Source organism: Paractinoplanes maris (genome assembly GCF_023544465.1).
GTDB classification, from domain to species: Bacteria; Actinomycetota; Actinomycetes; order Mycobacteriales; family Micromonosporaceae; genus Actinoplanes; species Actinoplanes maris.
On the sequence record NZ_JALPVL010000014.1, the window covers coordinates 56,504 to 76,907 of the forward strand.

The following is a 20,404-nucleotide window of genomic DNA, read 5'->3' on the forward strand; positions in this document are numbered from 1 at the left end:
CCGCATCCAGCGTGAACTACTCAAACGTCTCGACAGCAGATTGCCGTGGGCGACGGTGGCGGGAGGGTCACTCCTGGGTCCGGCTTCTCGAAGCCCTGCGAAGGAGTGGCATGAACGACGTTCTCGAGCAAACCGAGGCGGGCCGCGAGATTGCCCGCCGAAACCGGGAACAAGGACTGGAGCAAGGCCTGGAACAGGGCCGCCTCGACGGGATGCGCGCGCTTCTGCGGGCGCAGTACGGCGAACTCGCTGACCTGGACGACCTGGCCCGGCGACTCGCCGAAAGCGACCACGACGGGAACATCGCTCGCATCGTCGCCGGTACGACCTTGGCCGAGCTGCGTTCCGGAGGGGCGCGCCTGGCGCGGGTAGGAGCCGCCCGCCTATCGGTCCGGTAGAGCAGGCTATACCTCGATCGGGTAGCTGGCCGGATCGATCTCGGTGGCTGCGGAAAATAGCGTTTCCGGCATGACGACGACGAAGAACTTCCGCAAACTGACGATCGGCCTCACCGCTGCCGGGGTCCTCGCAGCGGGTGCCGGAGTGGCCAACGCCGGCGTCACGGAGCGCCCCGCCGCCGGTCAGCCGTCCGGGTGGGCCGGCGTCACCCGCGAGCAGGTTCGGATCGACTTCGGGAAGGGCTGGGTCACCGGCGCCGAGCTCACCTACCCCACCGGCTCGAAGGGCCGCCTGCCGCTCGTCATCTTTCTGCACGGCAGCGGCCACAACGACATGAACCAGACATTGCCGGAGGGCCAGGGCTCGACCTTCGTGCCGCTGGCCCAGGCCGTGAGCCGCGAGAACTTCGCCACCCTGCGCTTCAACAAGCGCGGCGTGACCGGCATCGGCCCGGTCGAGACGACCGACCCGGCCCAGCTGAACCCGAAGAACCCGTACCGCCAGATCCAGCTCGACGCCGCCTCGGTGGTGCGGTTCGCCGCGAAGTCCTCCCGGGTGGACCCGTCGAAGATCTTCCTGCTGGGGCACAGCGAGGGCACCAACGTGGCCGCCAACCTCGCCGCCGAGCCCCAGAAGTTCGGTATCCCGACGCCGGCCGGCGTGGTCGAGATGGGTGTGGTCGGCCTGCCCATCAAGCAGCTGCTGACGCTGCAGATCTTCGGCCGGCTGCTGCTGCAGATGCACGACGAGTTCGACGTGAACGCCGACGGCCGGCTGACCGCCGCCGAGGCCACCGACGGCCTGGTCGGGCAGCCCCGGGAGGTGGCCGACCAGTTCCGCTCGGTGCTGCTCGACGGCAAGAAGGTCAAGCCCAGCACCGACACCGACCGCGACGGCCAGATCGCCATCGACACCGAGGCCGGCGCCGTGCTGCGCGAGGTCACCCACATCGACGACTACCCGAACCTGCCCGACCTCGACCAGCCGGTGATCGACTACGCCAACGACATCGCGCGCTTCCCGACCGTGTCGCAGGCGCTGCCCAAGTTCGCCGGCCCGACGCTGCTGCTCAACGGCGAGAACGACCTGCAGACGCCGGCTCGCGCCGCGCTGGTGGCCGACGCCGCCGTGGCCAAGGCCGGCAACAAGGACCACAAGATCGTCATCTACCCGGGCATGGCCCACACCATGAACATCACCCCGAAGTTCACCCCGGTGTTCGGCCAGCCAGACAAGCAGGTCATCGCCGACATCCAGAGCTGGCTCAAGGCCCGCCGCTGACCAACCGGTCAGGGAGCGGCCGCCCGGAGGGGGGCGGCCGCTTCCGCTATTCCGCCCAGACGTCAGCGGTTGTGGGGGCGCTGCGGCGGCCGTCGCGGTAGACCACCACGACCGAGGCGGTGTAGACCTGGGCCGGGTCGAGATCCGGGATCGTCGTGGACTGGGTGTAACCGTCCTCGACCAGGACCGTCGGGCCGCCCGGTGAGATCGTCAGCTCGTAGCCCTTGATCGAGTCGTAGTCACTGGTCGGCGAGGACCAGTAGACCACCACGTCGGCGTCCGACCAGAACGCGAGCAGGTAGGGCACCGGAGCCGCGGGCGGCGCCTCGGTGATCGTCCAGGCGAAGACCACCGACGAGGCGGCACCGTCCCGGTCGGTGGCGGTGGCGGTGACCTCGTACGTGCCCTCCCGAGTGGGCGTGCCGGTGATCCGGCCGTAGTCGTTGGCGGTCAGCCCGTCCGGCAGCCCGGTCACCGTCCACGTGACCAGGTCGACGTCCGTGGCCTCCAGACTCAGCAGCACGGAGTCGCCGGCCCGGTGCTTCTGCGGCCCGGGGCCGGTGATGACCGGCGGGGCCTGGATGTCCCAGATGAAGACGGTCGAGTCCCAGAGTCCGCCCGGGTCCGCCACCTTGATGCTCGTGACCACCCGCTTGTCCTCGACCGGCGTCCCCGTGATCAGGCCGCTCCCGCTCATGGTGAGGCCCTGGGGCAGGCCTTCGGCGGTGAAGGTCAGCGGCTCCTCGTTCGGGTCGGACGCCTCGACCTGCAGGCGGACGGGCTCACCGGCCCGGTCGACTCGATTCTCGATCTCGGCGATGACCGGGTACTGCGCGGCCGGCGGTTTCGACTCGACGTGCACGGCGGTCCAGGCGGCGGCCACCGCGGCGTACTCGGAACTGGTCTTGCCGTACAGGTCGGTGGCACTGCGCAGGGTCGCGTCGCGCGCCTCGGCGAAGTCGGTGGTGGACACCATGTAGCGGGTGAGCGCGTGGTACCAGATCGCCCCGGCCTTGTCGCGCCCGATGCCGGTCACCGGAGCCGCGCCCTCGCACGGCTTCGACTCGCCCCACTCGGATTTCGCGCTGCCCTCGGCCAGCGTGTAGAAGAACTTGTTGGGCACGCCCGAGAGGTAGTGCACGTCCCGTACGTCACCGTCCCAGCACCCGATCGACTCGCCGTCGCGGGCCGGGTCGTCCAGGTAGCGCAACGGCAGGCCCTCACCGCCGAAGTCGGTCAGCTCGCCGACGAGATAGTCGGGCGGGTCGGCCGGGTTGGCCGCGGCGAACTCGACCAGCGTGCCGAAGATGTCACTGGCCGACTCGTTGAGCGCGCCCGACTGCCCCCAGTACTCGAGGTCGGCGGTCGCGCCGGTGACCCCGTGCGCCCACTCGTGGGCCACGATGTCCTGCGAGGTCAGCGCCTTGCTGAAGGAGTCACCGGCGCCGAACCGCAGGCAGAAGCACGAGTCGCTCCAGCTGGCGTTCCCGTCGGCCGAGCGGTCGTGCACCACCGCCAGGGCACCCCGGCCGTCGTCGGCGATGCCGTTCCGGCCGTACGTCTCGAGGAAGTAATCCCACGTCTGCCGCACACCATGCTGGACGTCGACGGCGAGCGTGGCCGGGTCGGCGATCGTGCCGTCGCCCCAGGTGTTGTCGGCGTCGACGAAGGCGGTCGTCTGCTCGCGCGCGGGGCCGTTGAGGTTCTCGCCGTTGCGGGTCTCGGAGTTCCCCCGGTCCTCATCGACCAGCTCGAAGCGACCGTCCGGGCGCTGGGTGGTGGTGAGCGCCACGTCGCCCGCGAGCAGGCCGTGACCGGTGCCGGCGGCCCCGGCCGTCCGGAGGTCGTCGACCTGGCGCCGCAGGGCGCCGGTCGTCGCGTCCACGATGTACTCGACGCCCGGGCCGGCGATGCGCCAGGCCAGCACCGGCCGCCCGGCAGCCGCGTCGACGACGAGCGTCCGCTTGCCCTGGAAGTCGGCGGCCACCTTCTTCTCCGAGGCGGCGGGCTTGGCCGGGACCTTGATGACCTGGTCCTGGGCCACCGTGGTGCCGATGACCCGGCCACCGGCCGCCGAGTGCACGACGAAGTCCCCGCCGAGCACCTCCAGGCCCCGGTACTTGCGGTCGTACCGGACATGCCGGGTGCCGTCCCGATCCACCACCACGTCGCGCACCGAGTACTGCTCGTCCGGGCCGCCCCGCACCGCCGCGCGGTCGGGCGAGGCCGGGGCGGCCACCGCCGGCCCGCTCGTCGTCGTTATCGCGGCGCCGGCGGCGAGCATGGTGCCCACCAAGCCGGCCAGTACGCGTCGTCCAGCCACGTGTTCCCCGTCCCCCGTAGTCGATCGACGGGCAACATAGCGGACTTCCTCGATGCGTGTGGTCCCGGGCGCCGCCCGTCGGCGGAAATCGGTGGCGTGTCCCGGCCGGCCGTGCCAGGGTGAGAACGTCCTGCTGTCGACCACGAGGAGTCACCAATGCGAGCAGCTTCCACGCTCCGGACCTTTGTTCGTCCTACCGTGGAGACCTGCTTTGGCATTGCTCAACCTCGGAATCGTCGCCCATGTTGACGCCGGCAAGACCAGCCTGACCGAACGCCTGCTCTACGAGGCGGGAGCGGTCGCGTCACCCGGCAGCGTGGATGCCGGCACCACCCGCACCGACTCGATGGAGCTGGAGCGGCAGCGCGGCATCACCATCCGGGCCGCCGTCACGTCGCTCCGCCTCGGTGACCTCACCGTCAACCTGCTCGACACGCCCGGCCACCCCGACTTCATCGCCGAGGTCGAGCGGTCGCTGGCCGTGCTCGACGCCGCCGTTCTGGTGGTGTCCGGCGTGGAGGGCGTGCAACCGCAGACCGTGGCGATCTGGCGCGCGCTGCGCCGGATCGGCGTGCCGACGATGTTCTTCCTCAACAAGGTCGACCGCCGCGGCGCCGATGTCGACCGGGTGGTCACCCAGCTGCGCGAGCGGCTCGGCGTACGCCCGGTCGTGCTCACCGAGGTCACCGGGCAGGGCGGGCGGGCTGCCCGGGTGCGACCGGTCGGCCTGGACACCGAACGCGTCGTCGAGGCGGTGGCCGAGGTCGACGACGCGGTGGCGGCGCGGTGGCTGAAGGACGAGCCGCTTCGCGTCCGCGATGTCCGGCGCGCCCTGCGGCGGGCGGTCCGCCGCGTCGAGCTCACCCCGGTGGCCTGCGGCTCGGCGATCACCGGGGCCGGCGTGCCGCAGTTGCGGCGCCTCCTGGCCGACCTGTTGCCGCGCAGCGACGACCGGGACGGCCCGCCGACGGGCACGGTCTTCGCCGTCGACCGTGACGGGCACGGACGACGGGCCTGGCTGCGTCTGTGGTCCGGGCAGCTTCGGGTACGCGACAAGGTGCAGCTCGCCGGGGGCCGGCCGCAGACGATCACCGAGATCGCGGTCAGCGAACCCGGCGGCGTCCTGGTGCGCCCGTCGGCGTCGGCCGGTCAGATCGCGGCGATCCGCGGGGTGCCGGCCCGGATCGGTCAGCACGTCGGCGACCCGCCGCGGCGTGACCTCTACCGGTTCCCGCCGCCGACCCGGCAGGCGCTGGTCGAACCGGTGCGCCCGGAACAGCGCCTGGCCATGTTCGCCGGTCTGACCCAGCTGGCCGACGAGGACCCGCTGGTCGACCTGCGGCTCGACGAGCAGCAGGGCGAGGCGGTGATCCGGTTGCACGGCGAGGTGCAGAAGGAGGTGATCGCCGCCCTTCTGGAGGACCGTTACGGCGTACGGGTGAAGTTCTCGGGCACGTTGACGGCCTGCATCGAGAGGGTCGCCGGCACCGGGGCCGCCGAGGACCGGATCAAGGAACGCGGCAATCCGTACCTGGCCGGGGTCGGGCTCCGCATCGAGGCCGCCCGGGTCGGGCACGGCATCGAGTTCCGCCCCGGCGTCGAACCGGGCCGGCTGCCCCCGGCGTTCGTCGCGGCGACGGAGGAAGGCGTGCGCACCGCCCTGCGCCACGGCCGGAACGGCTGGCCGGTCACCGACGGCACGGTCACCATGACGTCGTCGCAGTACTGGCCGCGGCAGAGCCGGCCGCACCAGAGGTTCGACAAGTCGATCTCGAGCGTGGCCGCCGATTTCCGCCACCTGGCCCAGGTCGTGGTGGCCGCGGCCCTGCACCGGGCCGGCACCCGGGTCTGCCAGCCGTTCGAACGCTTCGACGTCAACCTCCCGCACCAGAGTTTCGACACCGTGACAGCCCTGCTGGGCCGGGCCGGCGCGGTCATCGACGACACCGCCGCGGCCGGCGGATACCTGGAGGTGAGCGGCACCCTGCCCTCGGCCCGGATCCCGCTGGTGGTCGCCGCCCTGCCCGATCTGACCGGCGGCGAAGCCGTCCTGACCACCCACTTCGACCACTACGCCCCGGTCACGGGCGAGGCCCCACCGACCCTCCCCCGCCGCGGCCCCGACCCCGCCGACCGCGAGGAGTGGTTCCGCGCCGTACCCCGCTAGCGCGTCACGCCGCCGGCGTCCGGATCTCCGGAAGGTCCTGGTCGGTGCGGGCGACCTGGGTGAGCTTGGCCGTCAGCGGCGCGAGCAATGCCGAGGTCATCGCCTTGTCGGCCAGGCCCCGCACGGCCAGGCCGAGCCGCGTCCGGGGATAGGCGAAGAGCTCGAAGCCGGGCAGCTTCTGGACGTCGTCGACCAGCGGCCGCATCCATTTCTCGTAAGCGGCGAGCGGGTCGGCGCCGCGGCCGGCCAGCGTCTCCAGCGCCGGGCCGGAGGTCGCTGACCAACGGGGCCGCGCGGTCGCCGAGCCGAGTCGTCATGGCGACATATCAACCGTCGTCCGGATGGTTGCGGGAAGGATGACCGCATGACTGTCAACGTCCGGGGGCGTTCCACGGTTGCCGGGCGATCGGTGGACGGGCCGCTGGACCACCTGCGCACGATGGTCCGGGCGCTGCCGGTTCCCACCGCGCCGCTCACGTTTCCCAGCCGGGACGCGGCCCTGGGGCTGGCCCTGATGGACCTGTCGTTCCGGCTCGACCACCTGCCGCGGCTCTCGGAGCATCTGACGTTGATGGACCGCGGGCACATGAGCCGGACCATCAGCGTCGACGTCGACCTCGAGGAGATCTCGGGACGGCTCCGGGACACGCTGATCGTGCCGGGCCAGCCGGTGCCGGGGGCCACCGCGTCGCTGTGGGTGCCGGTGTCCCGCTACAGCCGCCGGGACCTGGCCCCGGTGGTCATCCGCGACTCGAACGGCGAGGTCGTGCCGCGGCTGTCGCACCGCGACGCCAACCGGGTCACCGCAGCGGCCTTCGTCAAGCTGCTGTTCATGCTGATCAACGCGCACGACGACGTCTCGGTGCCGGACAGCCCGATCCATCAGCTGCGGCACACCCACCAGCGGTCGCGCTGGCTGCTCGAGGCGGCCATCACTGAGCTGATCATGGTTGGGGCGCCGGCCGGTCAACGGCTGCACACCCCTCTTGATCACGCCGCCCGGCTGGCCGCCTCCCATCCCGTACGCGATCTCGCGCAAGCCGGTCTGGACGCGCTCTTCCCAGCCGGGCGCGGCGATCAGTTGCTCGTGCCGTTCGCCCGGCTCCTGCAGCTGGCCATCCGGCAGTACATCCTCGTCGCGCAGCTCGGGCTGGACCGCCCGCGACGGTTCCTGACCTGGGACGCGCCGCTGCTGCCGGCCCAGCACCGCCCGGCACCGCTGCAGTCGCTGGCCAAGAACGTACTGCCGGTCAACCGCGAGTTCGTCGTGGAGTACGAGACCGAGATCCCGCGCTCGGTGAAGGCCTACCACCTGACCCTGGAGGTGCGGCAGGAGATCAGCGTCCGCCGGTTCGTGATGTCCAGCGACGTCGACGACGAGTTCGTCGAGGTGCTGGCCGAGGACCTGGAGTCGGTGGCCCGGCGGGCCGACCGGCTCGGCAGCCACCACAAGCTGCTCGAGCTCGAGCTGCAGAGCATCGCGTCGCGGCTCGCCGAGCTGGGCCGCCGCCGGCTGGTCGACCTGGCCGGCTACGAGGACTACCTGGCCCGCCTGCCCATCCCGGTCGGTCCCGGCTCGGCTCCCCCGCCGCCCCGGCTGACCGCCGACGAGGTCCTCACGGCGCTCTCAGCCGGCAACTGCTCGCTCGACGTGCTGGCCGCGTTCTGCGCGCACTACGCCGCCGACGGCCTGCAACATCTGGCCCGGAGCGGATTGGCCGGTCCGGGCCTGCGCAACATCGCCGCCGGGTTGCGGACGGTCCAGGCCGGCCGCGACGTCACCACCGACAACGACCCGCGCGAGCACGGCGCGCACGCGCACTGGCGGCGGCCCTCGGTCGAGCTCAGCCCGCAGTCCACCGAGCCGGTGCGGGTCTTCGCCTTCATGGCGCTGGCCGACGAGGCGCCGGCCCTGATCGAGAGCATCACCCGGATGGTGGCCGGGCTGGCCCTGGTCGTGCTGGGCATCGGGACGCTGTTGTCGGGCGGGATCGCCTGGCTCTACTCGCCCGCGATCCCCGACAACTTCGTCCCCGAGCAGGCCGACGCCGTCGTCGCGGTGCTCCTGCTGGTGCCCGGCCTGCTGCTGGCCCGGCTCGACCTGCCGAGCACCAAATCGGTGCTGGGCCAGCTCCACAAGTTCCAGCGGACGCTGGCCGCCGCCTCGGTCGTGGTGACCACCGCGCTGGCCATCGTGGTCGGCACGGTGCGGTCGGACCACGAGATGACCCGGCTCTTCCAGCTGGCGCTGGCCGTGCTGATCGTCATCCTGATCTGCTGCGTGTGCGAGTTCTACGCCCGGCGCATCCACCGCGGCAGCTCGGTGCCCCGGTCGGCCAAGGTGCCCCGCTGGCTCCGCGACGTGCGCCGGGCCAAACCCACCGTCGAGCCCGACGACTTCTTCGACGCCCGCGGCGAGGTGTGAGGTGACGTCACCGGTGAACTCCACCAAGTCGTCCGAACTGGCCCGGATAGCGGCCGAGGCGGCCGGCACCCACTTCTCCTCGGTGCAGTTCACGCTGACCCACGGGCCGGCCAACGGCTCCCTGCCGATGCCGGTCATCGACCCCGACAAGGAGGACCCGAACGGCTGGCCGACCGACTTCTGCCACTTCAGCGCGGCCGGTCTGGCGGTGTCGACGTCGACCTGGCCGTCGGCGATGTCGGCGTTCAGCGGCCGGGTGCAGCTCGGCCCGGCCGAGGAGGCCGGCCCGGACGACACGTACTCCTACTTCGGCCACGCCGTGCCCAACCCGGGCTTCCTCAACCAGTCGACCCGCAAGGTCGAGGTGCTCATCACGCTGGGCACGGCCCACTGGTCGCCGACCTATCGGGAAGCGCTCATGCAGGCGCTGATCATCGAGAAGCTGACCGGGCTGGCCGCCGAGCGCGACGCCCCGGTGCTGCACCTGCACACCCCGGTCGCCCCGGTCCCGCTGAGCATCAAGGCCGAGCGGGGCGACGGCTCCAACGAGAGGCTGCGCGACGCCATCGGGCCCTGCCTGCGGTTCTCGATCGGGGTCGATCCGCAGATGTCCGGGACGCGGCTGGACTTCGAGACCGAGCTGGCCGCGCTGGCCGAGGAGTACGGCTTCGGTCTCAAGCTCAACGACCAGCGCTTCAACCGCGTACGGGGTGACTGGTTCACGATCCGGGGCTTCGACCGCGAGCGGTACCGCCAGACCCGGGCCGCCCTCTTCCCGGACGCGCCGGTGCTGACGCCGAAGAGGGCGCTCATCGCGAGCGTGATCGGCCCGTCCCGGACCGGAACGACGACGGCGGCGGTGGCGGCGCTGCGAGCCCGCGGGATCGGGGTGCTGGCCGCGTCGATCTCCAGCATGCGCAAGACGACCTTCATCAATCTGGTGCTGCCGGTCACGGCCGACATCGCCGAGACGTACCCGCAGTGGTCGGGCGGCTGGCTGGACGCGCTGCCGAGGTTGAGCGCGAGCGCCGGGCACCGGCTCGCCGTGGCCGACCAGCCGGACGAGAGCCTGATCGCCGACTGGAAGGTGGCAGTGAGCCCGGCGATGCGCTGCACCTACCCACCGTCGAGCCGCCAGACCGGCGCCACCTTCACCGGCCGGGTGCCCTACCCGATCTGGCTGTGGTGGCAACTTCCCCACCGTACGGTCGACACGCCCGCACTGCTGGCCGAGGTGCAGTCGGCGCTGCAACCGCACACGCGCCGCTGCGAGATCGCCTACGCCCAGTCGCGGCTGTGCCGGGGCGACGTGGTCCGCGGGCGGGCCAAGCTCATCGTCATGCTCTCGCAGGACCACCGCGACCACGCGGCGGTGCAGCGTTTGCTGACCGACGCCACCGAGGCGGCCCAGCTGCGGATCCGGGAGCGGCTGCCGGCGCTGGGCCGGGTCGACCCGAGCAAGGTCCGGCTCCGGCTGTCGCCCCGCGAGCGCTGGCTGACCTATGCCGGGATCTCCGCCTAGTGGTGGCTTCGTGACGCTCCGCACGCACCGGATCGGGGAACTGCCCGGCCGGGGGATCCGCGTGGACCGATCCGCTGCCCACGCTGGTGCGTGCCCGGGCCGAGGCGTACCGTCCGGATAGCTCGCCGGGACGGGAAGGACACGTTGACCGCGATCTTTGGCACGGCGCCGGGGTCACTCTCCGAATTCGAGGTGATCTCGGAGCTCGGCCGTGGCGCCGGGACGGTCGTCTACCGGGTCCGTCGCCGGGGCGGCGAGTATGCGTTGAAGGTGCTGTCCACCTCGGATCGCAACACGCTCGCCGCCGTCCGGCGTGAGGCCGCGCTCCTCGGCTGCGTCGGCCATCCGCTGCTGCCGCGCATCTTCGAGGTCGGCGAGTCGGTGCAAGGGCCCTACCTGGTTCTCGAGTTCGTCGACGGCTCCCCGCTGTCCCAGGCGCTGCGCCGGGGGCCGCTCGACGAGGGCACGACCGTCCGGCTGGCCATCGACCTGGTGGCGCCGCTGGCCGCGGCGCACCGCGGCGGCCTGGTGCATCGCGACATCAAGCCAGACAACGTCATCATCGAGACGACCGGCACCGCCCGGCTGATCGATTTCGGACTGGCCGCCCGCGGCGGGGAGCAGGACGGCAGCGTCGCCGGGACCCTGTCCTACAGCGCCCCGGAGCAGACCGGCATGCTCAAGCGCCCGGTCGACGGCCGCTCCGATCTCTACTCGCTCGGGGTGCTGCTCTACGAGTGCGTCACCGGCGAATTGCCCTACCAGGCGCAGGACGTGGGTGAGCTCATCCGGTCGCACGCCACCGCGCCCATCCCGGACGCCCGGATCCGGCGCCCCGACCTGTCGGCCACCCTGGCCGCGGTCATCGCCACGCTGATGGCCAAGGATCCCGACGACCGCTATCAGAGCGGCGACAGCCTGCTGAGCGATCTGCGCCGGCTGGCCGAGCAGCCGGGCGCCGCCTTCCCGGTGGCGACCGACCGGCGCGGCATCCAGCCCGGTGGCGCGGCCCTGCTGGTCGGCCGCGACCAGGAAGTGATCACCCTGGCCAACCGCTGGCTGCGGGCCCGTTCCGGCACCGGCGGGGCGGCCATCGTGGAGGGACCGGCCGGGGCGGGCAAGACCCGTCTCGTACGGGAACTGACCAACGCCGTCAAGGTGGACGGTGACCTGGTCCTGTACGGCAAATGCGTGCCCGACGACCCGGTGCCGCTGGCGCCGCTGCGCGGAGCCGTCGAGCGCCATCTGCGCACTGTGGAACGGCTGCCCCGGTCCGAGCGCGACCACGCCGTGCAGCGGCTGCGCCGGGCCGCCGGGCGTGGCGGACCGCTGCTGCGCACCCTGTCCCCGCTGCTGGCCGATCTGGTGCAGATGCCCGAGATCGACGAGCAGAATCGGCACGAGCAGTTCGTCCACGCGGTGGCGGCCTTCCTGATCGGGCTGGCCGACGAGTTCCAGGGTGCCGTGGTGCACCTCGACGACGTGCAGTGGCTCGACGGCCCGACCCGCCGGGTGCTGCAACAGCTGACCAGCCGGCTGACCGCCACTCCCCTGCTGGTCATCGCGACCGGCCGGGACGGTGCCGATGACGCGGCGGCGCTGGACCGCTTCGGCGCCGACCTGGACACCACTCTCGACACCCGGATCACCCTCGGCCCGCTCGACCCGGGTGCGGTGGCCCAGCTGGTCGACGAGCACCTGGGCGCCGTGCAGCTGCCCGCCGAGCAGGTCCGCGAGCTGGCCGCCCGGGCCGGCGGCAACCCGTTCACGGTGGGCGAATACGTCCGGGCCGTGCTCGACGCCGGGCTGGTGTCGCCGTCGTGGGGTGAGTGGCGGCTCGACCTGGCCGGGCTCGACCGCATCGACGTGACCGGCGACGCGACCGACCTGGTGATGCAGCGCATCGACGGCCTCGGCGTGGAGAGCCGCCACCTGCTGATCGCCGGGGCCGCGGCCGGGCGCTGGTTCCCGGTCGACCTGGTGGCCGCGGTCTGCGACAGCGACCCGCGCCGGGTCCGGGGCCTGCTCACCGAGGCCGAGTCGCGGCGTCTGGTGACCGCCGCCGGGCCGGACGGCTACCGCTTCCTGCACGACCGGATCCGCGAGGCCCTGCTCGACGGGCTCGACGAGGCCACGGTGCGCCGGCTGCACCAGCGCATCGCCGAGGTGCTCGACGGCACGGCCCTCAACGATCCCCGCTTCGTCTATGCCACCGCCCGGCACTACGCGCGGGGTGAGCCGGGCCGCAAACCCGAGCGGGTCTATCTGAGCGGCTACGCGGCGGGCCGGCTGGCGCTGGCCGAGCACGCGCCGGCCGAGGCCCGCCAGTTCCTCGAGGTCGCGGGCCGGGCGGCCGAGGCGGCCGGGCTGACCCCGCAGCCGGGGTTCTTCGTCGCGCTGGGGGCGAGCTGCGCGCGTACGGGCCGGTTCGCCGAGGCATTGCGGCACCTCGACCAGGCCCTGCGCGGTGAACCGGACAAGCTGCGCCGGGCCGAGATCCGGGCCCTGGTGGCGCTGGTCCACAACAGCGCCTGGAACCCGGACCGGGCGTTCGACGCGGTCCGCCGGGGGCTGTCCGAGCTGGGCCGGCCCCTGCCGCGGAGCCGGGCCGGGCTGGCCGTGACGACGCTCTGGTCGGTGCTGCTGGGACTGATCATCGGCCGCACCGGGCTGGGCTTCGGCACCGCCGACGGTCGCCGCCGCGAGCAGTACCGGCTGCAGGCGGTCCTCTACGACACCGCCACCTATTCGCTCTCGATGCGGATGCACCGGGTCATGCGGGCGGTGATGAGCCTGCGCGCCCTCCACCCGATCAACCGGCTCGGCCCGGGCCGCGAGTACGCCCAGCACATGGCCGGTCTGGGCGTGATCGCCGACGTGGGCGGCCGGCCCAAGTTCGCCGACCGGCTCTACGACCGGGCGGCCGCGGTCGCCGCCGAGATGGGCGACCCGGAGCTCATCGCCTACGTCGAGTGGAAACGCGGCGTGGGCAACCACCTGGGCGGGCGCGACGAGGACGGGCAGATCTGGGGCCGGGTGCTGATCGAGCACGAGCGCTGGCTCGCGCTGGGCGACTACCTGACCGGCGTGGGCGGCGTCTGCATGCAGTACTACAAGCGCGGGCGCACCGCGGACGCCGAGGCCTGGCTGCGGCGCAGCAGCGCCCGGCTCGGTCCGGGCGCCGAGGCCGAGGGGGCCGCGGTCCGCGCGGTGGCGGCCATCATCGCCGCGCAGCTCGGCCGGCCCGAGGAGGCGAGCGAGCACATCGAGGTGCTGCGCCGTTTCGTCCGTGACTACCCGGACAACCCGATGCAGCTGATCAACCTGTACGGCGCCCGGATGGTCGCCCTGTTCGAGACCGACCAGCTGGGCGAGCCGTTCGAGCAGCTCACGGCCGAGTTCGCCGCGCTCGGCCTGAAGCCCGGTTCGATGGTCCCGGAGCAGCGGGTCATCTTCGTCTTCGAGGCGCTGGGCCGGCTCGCCCGCTGGCGCCGGGGAGCTCCGGGCGAACGGGACACCCTGCGGGCGGCCGCGCGGGCGGCGGTCGACCGGCTGGGCGAGAAGGCGACCGACAAGGCTCTGCGCGGGTTCCACCGGGTCGCCGGCGCCGAGTTCGAGCTGCTCGACGGCCGGCCGCTGGCCGCGGTGCGCCTGCTCGCCGAGGTCGAGGTGGAGATGCTACCGCTCGACGCGCCGCTGATCGCGTACGAGGCGGCGCGGGTCCGCAGCCGGGCGCTGACCGCGCTCAACCAGCCCGGGCCGGCCGCGCTGCAGGCACACGCCGCCCTCACCATCGCGACCGACCAGCGGTGGCCGCAGCGGGTGGGCTGGGTCGAGCACGAGTTCGCGGTGAGCCGGCCCGAACCGGCCAGCCCCGTGCCGGTCGCGTCGGCCGGCCGCCCGACCGATCTGTTCCGGCGCCGCCTGGAGGCGCTGCAACAGGTCAGCCTGGCCTCGGCCACCCTGCTCGAACCGGGTCTGCTGGCCCGGGTCGCCCTCGACGAGACCCTGCGCATCCTGGGCGCCGAACGGGCCTTCCTCTTCCTGCTCAACCACGACCAGCTGGTGCCGCTCGTGGGCCGCGACGGCGAGGGCCACGACGTCCGCGAGCTCACCGGCTACAGCGCGACGCTGGTCGAACGGGTACGGCAGACCGGCGAGCCGATCGTAGTGACCGGCAGCGAGGAGGGCGAGGCGCTCGGCTCACACAGCATGCAGGCCCACGGGCTACGCAGCATCCTGATCGCGCCGCTGCAGTTCGACGGCCACCTGCGCGGCGTCGTCTACCTCGACAGCCGGGTCGCCAAGGGTGTGTTCACCGGTGACGACGTGGCCATCCTCAAGGCCATCACCAACCACATCGCGGTGTCGCTGGAGACGGCCCGGGCGGCCCAGCTCGAGGTCGCGGTGCAGGCCGCCCGCCGGCAGCGGGACGTGGCCGAGACGCTGCGCGCGGCGATGGCCGACCAGAGCTCCTCGCTGGATCCCGACGAGGTGATGCGCCGCCTGCTGAGCATCCTTTCCCGTACGTTGGAAGCCGGTGCCGCGGTCCTGCTGACCGCGTCGGCCGAGGGGCAGCTGGTGGTCACGGCCGCGCACGGCGCCGCCGCACCGGTCGGGCGCCACCTGCATTCCGTACCGCCCGAGCTGCTAGACCTGACCGGTCCCCGCACCGGGCCGGCGGCGCCCGCGTTCGACGAGCTCCTCGGCTCGCCGCGGCACTGGTGGGCGATCCCCGTGGTGCAGCACGACGAGCAGTTCGGCGTCCTGCTGGCCGGGTGCGAGGCGGTCATCACCGAGGCGCAGTCCGAGGTCGCGGCGGCCATCGCCGGGCAGGGCACGACCGCGTACGAGAACGCGCGCCTGTTCAGCCAGGTGCGCCGGATGGCCACTGTGGACGGGCTGACCGGCCTCAACAACCGCAACCACTTCTTCGCCGAGGCCGACCACCAACTGCACCTCAGCCGCCGCCACCGCGAACCCGTGGCCGCCATCATGATCGACATCGACCACTTCAAGAAGATCAACGACACCTACGGCCACCCGGTCGGCGACGAGGTCATCCACACCGTCGCCGCCCGCCTGCACAGCGTCGTGGGCGTCCGCGACGTGCTGGGCCGCTACGGCGGCGAGGAGTTCGCCGTCCTCTCGCCGCAACCCGCGACCCCCGCCACCGAACTGGCCGCCCGCCTGCACCTGGCCGTCTCCGGCGACCCCATCCCGACCGCGGCCGGCCTCCTGCCCGTCACCATCAGCGTCGGCGTCGCCTGCTCGGGCCGCGACGACCACGATCTGGGCCACCTGCTCACCCAGGCCGACCGAGCCCTCTACGAGGCCAAACAAACCGGCCGCGACCGGATAGTCGCCTACTCCGGCTGACGGGCGGACATGCCGCAGGTCTCGCTGTTGCGGCGTTGAGTGCCTGCTTGATCCCATTGGCTTCGACCGCCCCACCTTGGCGAACCGGTCGTGGAGGTGCTCGACGACGCCTGGCAAGCGGCGCCGGCCTTCATCGCCGAAGACCTCTGATTCACGGCATCCAGTTGCCTGATTCTCGGCCGTCTGCTGCCCGGCCCTCGGCTGCCCGGCTCTCCGCTGCCCGGCTCTCCGCTGCCCGGCTCTCCGCTGCCCGGCTCTCCGCTGCCCGGCTCTCCGCTGCCCGGCTCTCCGCTGCCCGGCTCTCCGCTGCCCGGCTCTCCGCTGCCCGGCTCTCCGCAGCCCGGCTCTCCGCAGCCCGACTCTCCGCAGCCCGACTCTCCGCAGCCCGACTCTCGGCTGCCCGGCTCTCGGCTGCCCGGCTCTCGGCTGCCGGTTTCGGTGCTGACAGCACACGCGGCTCAGCGACACCGGCCATGTGGGGACGCGCACGATCCGCGCGAGAGCCGCAGCGGACAAGCCCCAACATCAAACCGCCGCGCCCGCCATCCTTCAGCGGAAAAGGACTCATCAAGCCCCGGCCCAGAGACCGGCAGCATACGGCGGGGGGTGGCGGCTCGGTGATCAGGAGATGGTGAAGCGGACCGTACGGTCGTCGCCGGTGATGGCCAGATCGGAGCGGCCGGTCAGGTGCAGGACGCGGCCGGTGGGGAAGTCGACGAAGAGCAAAGCGGTGGTGGGGTCCACGGCGATGTTGCCGAGGCTGTTGAACATGTTGTTGCCGGGGAAGTCGGGCCATTCGAGGGTGTGGTCGTCGAGCACTCGGACGAACCCGGCCGGACCGCCGCGGTGGGAGGCGTCGTTGCCGCGCTCGGGGTGGGTGGTGCCCAGGAAGAACGTGTCGGCGCCGCGGATCTGGGCCACGTCGTCGGTGGTGAGGACGTGACGGCGCTCGCTCGGCTTGATCGGCAGTGGGCCGTCGACGGGGCGAGGGCGGATGTATTGCGGGCAGTTGCCGTAGGCCTGCTCGACCGCGATTGTCAGGCCGGTTTCGTCGGCGTCGGTGAGGGTCCCGTTGAGCCGGATGCGGCGGCGACGGGCGAAGTCGACCGTGATCAGCCCGACCGGCTGGTCCGGGGGCAGGTCGCGCAAGGGGCTCCCGGCGTCCGGCTGGCCGGCGTGGAGGGTGGTCGGGCCGACGGCTCGCAGGAAGCCGGGCTCGCCGGTGATCGGGGTGGTCCACAGGGTGCCGTCGCCATCACGGCCGGTCATCACGGCGAACGTGCGCTGGGCAAGGAAGCCCGCGATGCCCGCCGTGAGCGCGGCCGGATCGAGCATGCGAACAAGGCGGCGCGCGTCCTCACGAACGCCGGCGCGCTCCTGCACGGCAAGCTCGCCCTCGTGGAATCCAGTTCTAACGTTCATCGCTACCCCTTTCCATTAGACACAGTACGCGGTCTGTCAACGGATGATGAGTCGGCTATCCGTTAGAAGTGCTAGTCTCGGCCGCATGCTGCTGATGGGCGAACCGTTGCCGATCGAGTTGATGAACACCGTCTGGGCCGACCGCGACGGGATCCACGACGCTCTGACCGACGAGTTCGGAGCCTGGGTCGCGGCGATCGGTGCGAGGGCGGGGGTGCTGGAGCTGCCGGCCGCCGCCTCGGGCGCGTCACGGTCGGCCAAGCGGTTACGCACCTTGCGCGACGCGATGCGCCGGTTGGCCGCCGAGCAGACCAGCGACCCGCGCGACATCGCCGTCGACGGGACCGCCCTCAGCTGGGCGGTCGCTACGGTCAACGAAGCCGCTGCCGCAGCCCCGGCCTGGACCGAGCTGGAGTGGCCGGCCCGACGGGTCACCCGGACGCGGGCGGTGTCGTTCGCCGCCCTCGAAGGCCTTCTCGCGGCGCAGATGATCGACCTGCTGACCGGTGAGCAACGGGATGACCTGCGAGCTTGTCTCGCTCCAGGGTGCGTGCTCTATTTCGTCAAGCCCCGCAACCGCCGGGAGTGGTGCAGCACAGGCTGCGGCAACCGAGCCCGAGCGGCACGCCACTACCAACGCCACCGCTCACCCGCCTGAGAGCCGGACGCCCCGGGCGGGTTGGGCACGCCCACGGGCCGAGCGGCGCGCACAGGCTGGGTACCGCGCACGGGCCGAGAGGCACGGACAGGCAGAGCGGCCCGAACGGACTGCACGGCCCGAACGGACTGCACGGCCCGAACGGGCTGAGCGGCCCGAACGGGCTGAGCGGCCCGAACGGGCTGAGCGGCCCGAACGGGCTGAGCGGCCCGAACGGGCTGAGCGGCCCGAACGGGCTGGGCCCGGGGGCGTGGGCGGCGTCGGACATACGGACAACGGGACACGGTGGGCGATGAGGGAAGTGTTGGCGGCGTGGGCGGCCCGGATCGCGTGTCCCCGGGGGCCGACCACGCGCCAACTGACGGTTGGTTGGTCTTAGCAGCCGTTGCGGGTGCTGCCTACTGCTACGTCGTCGTACCAGAGGGTGTCGGCGCCTTCGCCGTAGCTTTCCCAGCCTAGGCGGAGGTCGGTCAGGGCCGGGCGCCATGTGCGGTTGAGCCACTGGCTGTCGATGTCGTGGGTGGGGGTGCCGTCCTCCAGGAGACCGGGGATCGAGGTGCCGTTGAGCCACGTCTCGATCGTTCCGGTTCGGCCGTCGACCTTGTATTCGACGCAGTTCCAGGTGTTGATCGGAAGGGGGGATGAGAGGGCCACGCCGGCTGGGCTCTGCTCGGGCAGGGTGGCGTCGTCGGAAGCCCGGTTGAATTGCAGGGCGCCGTTCTGGCCGCCGAATCGCAGGTCGCGGTTTCCGTCGGCCGAGTCCTGCATGGCTACGGCGGTGACGTGCGCGGGTGGCAGGGCGGTGGTGTGGCGGACCCAGAAGCGGACGTACCAGGCCGTGCCCGCGGTGCCGAGAATCTGGGTGTTGCGCACGAAGACGTGATTGCAGTAGCCGGCGGCCCCGTTGACACGTAGCGACACTGCGCCGCTGTGCGCGACCGAGCGGTCGACGGCGGCTGTGCCGGCCCCGGAGCAGTCGGGGTAGGTGATGGCCCAGTTGCCGGCCGGGACACTGCCCGCCTGATTCTCGAAGCTGTCGCAGATCGCCGTGGGCACGCAACCCGCCTGGGGACCAGTCGGAGTCGGCGTGGGCGTGGTGGGGGTCGGCGTCGGTGTGGTGGGGGTCGGCGTCGGTGTGGTGGGAGTCGGCGTCGGTGTGGTGGGAGTCGGCGTGGGCGTGGTGGGGGTCGGCGCCGGTGTGGTGGGGGTCGGTGTGTCGCCACTGCAGGAGACGCCGTTGAAGGTGAAGGCGGTGGGCGCGGTGTTGGTGCCCGAGTACGTCGCCTGGAAGCCGAAGCGGGCGGCGGCACCTGTTGCCAGCGTGCCGTTCCAGCCGAGGGAGGCCGCGGTCACGACGTTTCCGGCCTGACTGACCGCGGCGTTCCAGCCGCCGGTGACGCGCTGGTCGCCGGCGAACGTCCAGGACAGCGACCACGAGGTGACCGGCGCCCCGCCGTTGGTGACCTGGACCTCGGCGGTGAAGCCGGTGGACCACTGATTGGCCGTCCAGCCAACCGTGCACGCCGGCGCGGCCGACGCGGCCGGCGCCCGTAACACCACCGATCCCGTCGCCACCAGCAACGCTGCCATCACGACAGCGAAGATTCGACCTCGCACGGCTGCCTCCTCATTCTTTGGGAGCGCTCCCATATATCGATGACTGTAAGTGAGAGCGGTGGCGCCGGGAAGCTATATTGACAAACGTGTTCGGCCACCTCGTCACGCGGCACCGGCGCCGGCTGTCGTTGACCCAGCAGGAACTGGCCGAGATCACCGGTTTGAGTGAGCGCTCGATCCGGCGCCTGGAGTCGGGTGACGTCCAGGCCCCGCGCCCCGCGTCGGTGCGGCTGCTGGCCGACGCGTTCGAGCTGAGCGGGTCCGATCGCGACACCTTCATCGGCGCGGCCGGCGCCCTCGACCAGGCCACCGACGCGTCCACCGGCCTCGAACCGCCACCCCGGGCCGAACGCACCCTCCCGGCCGACGTGGCCGGGTTCGTCGGACGGCACCGGGAGCTGCGCGACCTGCTCGACGCGGTACGCGCCCCGTCGGCCCAAGCCCTGCCGACCTCCCCGATCTACGCGATCGACGGCATGGCCGGGGTGGGTAAGACCGCGTTCGCCGTGCATCTCGCGCACCGCCTGGCCGGCCGCTTCCCGGACGGGCAGCGCTTCGTCGAGCTCCGGGCCCACGCCCCGGGCCGGCCGGTCGTCGACCCGGCCACCGCCCTGGCCACGCTGCTGCAGGCCGACGGGGTGGCCGCCGCCGCGATCCCGACCGGTCTCGACGCCCTGGCCGGGCTGTGGCGCGAACGCCTGGCCGGCCGGCGGATGCTGCTCCTGCTCGACGACGCCGCCGATCCGGATCACGTGGCGCCCCTGCTGCCGGGCACGCCGGGCTGCCTGGTGCTGATCACCAGCCGGCGCCGGCTGGTCACCCTGCCCGGCGTCGCGTTGCTGTCGCTGGACACCCTGCCCCCGGAGGACGCGGCGCGCCTGTTCGTCCACCGCGCCGGCCGGCGGGCGGGCGGCGACCCGGCCGCGATCGCCCGGATCACCGAGCTGTGCAGCCACCTGCCACTGGCCATCGCGCTGACCGCGGCCCGGCTCCACCTGCATCCGGCGTGGAGCGTCACCGACCTGGCCGACGACCTGTCCGAGGCCCGTGACTAGGTCACCCTGGCCGGCGGCGATCTCGCCGTGTCCGCGGCCTTCGACCTGTCGTACCAGGACCTGTCCCCCGGCCAGCAACGCCTGTTCCGCCGTCTGGCCCTGCACCCCGGCCCAGATTTCGACGCTCCAGCCGCGGCGGCCCTGAACGACGACACC

13 protein-coding genes are annotated in these 20,404 nt (G+C 72.3%); 9 read left to right on the forward strand and 4 right to left on the reverse strand.

All coding sequences use genetic code 11. The features are described from left to right. The first annotated feature begins 110 nt into the window (after positions 1-110). Both NAG42_RS35160 and NAG42_RS35165 read left to right on the forward strand, forming a co-directional pair. A complete protein-coding gene (locus NAG42_RS35160) occupies positions 111-398 on the forward strand; it encodes a hypothetical protein (RefSeq protein ID WP_250036366.1) in 288 nt (95 codons plus the stop codon). 70 nt (positions 399-468) lie between these two features. Then, entirely contained in the window at positions 469-1,680 is a 1,212-nt protein-coding gene (locus tag NAG42_RS35165) for an alpha/beta hydrolase (protein WP_250036367.1), read from the forward strand. A gap of 46 nt (positions 1,681-1,726) precedes the next feature. On the opposite strand, the gene NAG42_RS35170 is transcribed toward NAG42_RS35165, so the two are convergent. Beyond that, positions 1,727-4,003 (reverse strand): M4 family metallopeptidase, encoded by a 2,277-nt coding sequence (locus NAG42_RS35170; RefSeq protein ID WP_250036368.1) that lies wholly within the window; start codon positions 4,001-4,003, stop codon positions 1,727-1,729. Positions 4,004-4,214: 211 nt separating this feature from the next. Between NAG42_RS35170 and NAG42_RS35175 the strand changes: the two genes are divergently transcribed. Next, positions 4,215-6,170, forward strand: coding sequence for an elongation factor G (locus NAG42_RS35175; RefSeq protein ID WP_250036369.1), 1,956 nt, complete (start codon positions 4,215-4,217; stop codon positions 6,168-6,170). 4 nt (positions 6,171-6,174) lie between these two features. Here the strand turns inward: NAG42_RS35175 and NAG42_RS35180 are convergent, their stop codons facing one another. Then, on the reverse strand, positions 6,175-6,375 hold the full coding sequence (locus tag NAG42_RS35180; protein WP_250036370.1) for a hypothetical protein: 201 nt from the start codon (positions 6,373-6,375) through the stop codon (positions 6,175-6,177). 159 nt (positions 6,376-6,534) lie between these two features. Here NAG42_RS35180 and NAG42_RS35185 point away from each other — a divergent pair, with 159 nt between their 5' ends. The 4 genes from NAG42_RS35185 (at position 6,535) to NAG42_RS45410 (ending at position 16,131) form a co-directional block, all read left to right on the forward strand. Then, positions 6,535-8,595 (forward strand): hypothetical protein, encoded by a 2,061-nt coding sequence (locus tag NAG42_RS35185; RefSeq protein WP_250036371.1) that lies wholly within the window; start codon positions 6,535-6,537, stop codon positions 8,593-8,595. A gap of 1 nt (position 8,596) precedes the next feature. Beyond that, positions 8,597-10,117 (forward strand): hypothetical protein, encoded by a 1,521-nt coding sequence (locus tag NAG42_RS35190; RefSeq protein WP_250036372.1) that lies wholly within the window; start codon positions 8,597-8,599, stop codon positions 10,115-10,117. Positions 10,118-10,261: 144 nt separating this feature from the next. After that, positions 10,262-15,496 (forward strand): diguanylate cyclase, encoded by a 5,235-nt coding sequence (locus NAG42_RS35195; protein ID WP_250036373.1) that lies wholly within the window; start codon positions 10,262-10,264, stop codon positions 15,494-15,496. A 164-nt stretch (positions 15,497-15,660) separates the two neighbouring features. Further along, positions 15,661-16,131, forward strand: coding sequence for a pentapeptide repeat-containing protein (locus NAG42_RS45410; protein WP_369077120.1), 471 nt, complete (start codon positions 15,661-15,663; stop codon positions 16,129-16,131). Here the strand turns inward: NAG42_RS45410 and NAG42_RS35200 are convergent. Continuing rightward, entirely contained in the window at positions 16,118-16,918 is an 801-nt protein-coding gene (locus NAG42_RS35200; RefSeq protein ID WP_250036374.1) for a pyridoxamine 5'-phosphate oxidase family protein, read from the reverse strand. The genes NAG42_RS45410 and NAG42_RS35200 overlap by 14 nt on opposite strands. 85 nt (positions 16,919-17,003) lie before the next feature. Here NAG42_RS35200 and NAG42_RS35205 point away from each other — a divergent pair, with 85 nt between their 5' ends. After that, positions 17,004-17,576 carry a CGNR zinc finger domain-containing protein gene (locus NAG42_RS35205; RefSeq protein WP_250036375.1) on the forward strand — a complete coding sequence of 191 codons (573 nt, stop codon included), beginning with the start codon at positions 17,004-17,006 and terminating at the stop codon, positions 17,574-17,576. 375 nt (positions 17,577-17,951) lie between these two features. Here NAG42_RS35205 and NAG42_RS35210 read toward each other — a convergent pair whose 3' ends face one another. Then, positions 17,952-19,193: a cellulose-binding domain-containing protein gene (locus NAG42_RS35210; protein ID WP_250036376.1), complete on the reverse strand. Its 1,242-nt coding sequence runs from the start codon at positions 19,191-19,193 to the stop codon at positions 17,952-17,954. 86 nt (positions 19,194-19,279) lie between these two features. On the opposite strand from NAG42_RS35210, the gene NAG42_RS35215 reads away from it, so the two are divergent. Further along, entirely contained in the window at positions 19,280-20,248 is a 969-nt protein-coding gene (locus NAG42_RS35215) for a helix-turn-helix domain-containing protein (RefSeq protein ID WP_250036377.1), read from the forward strand. The last annotated feature ends 156 nt before the right edge of the window (positions 20,249-20,404 follow it).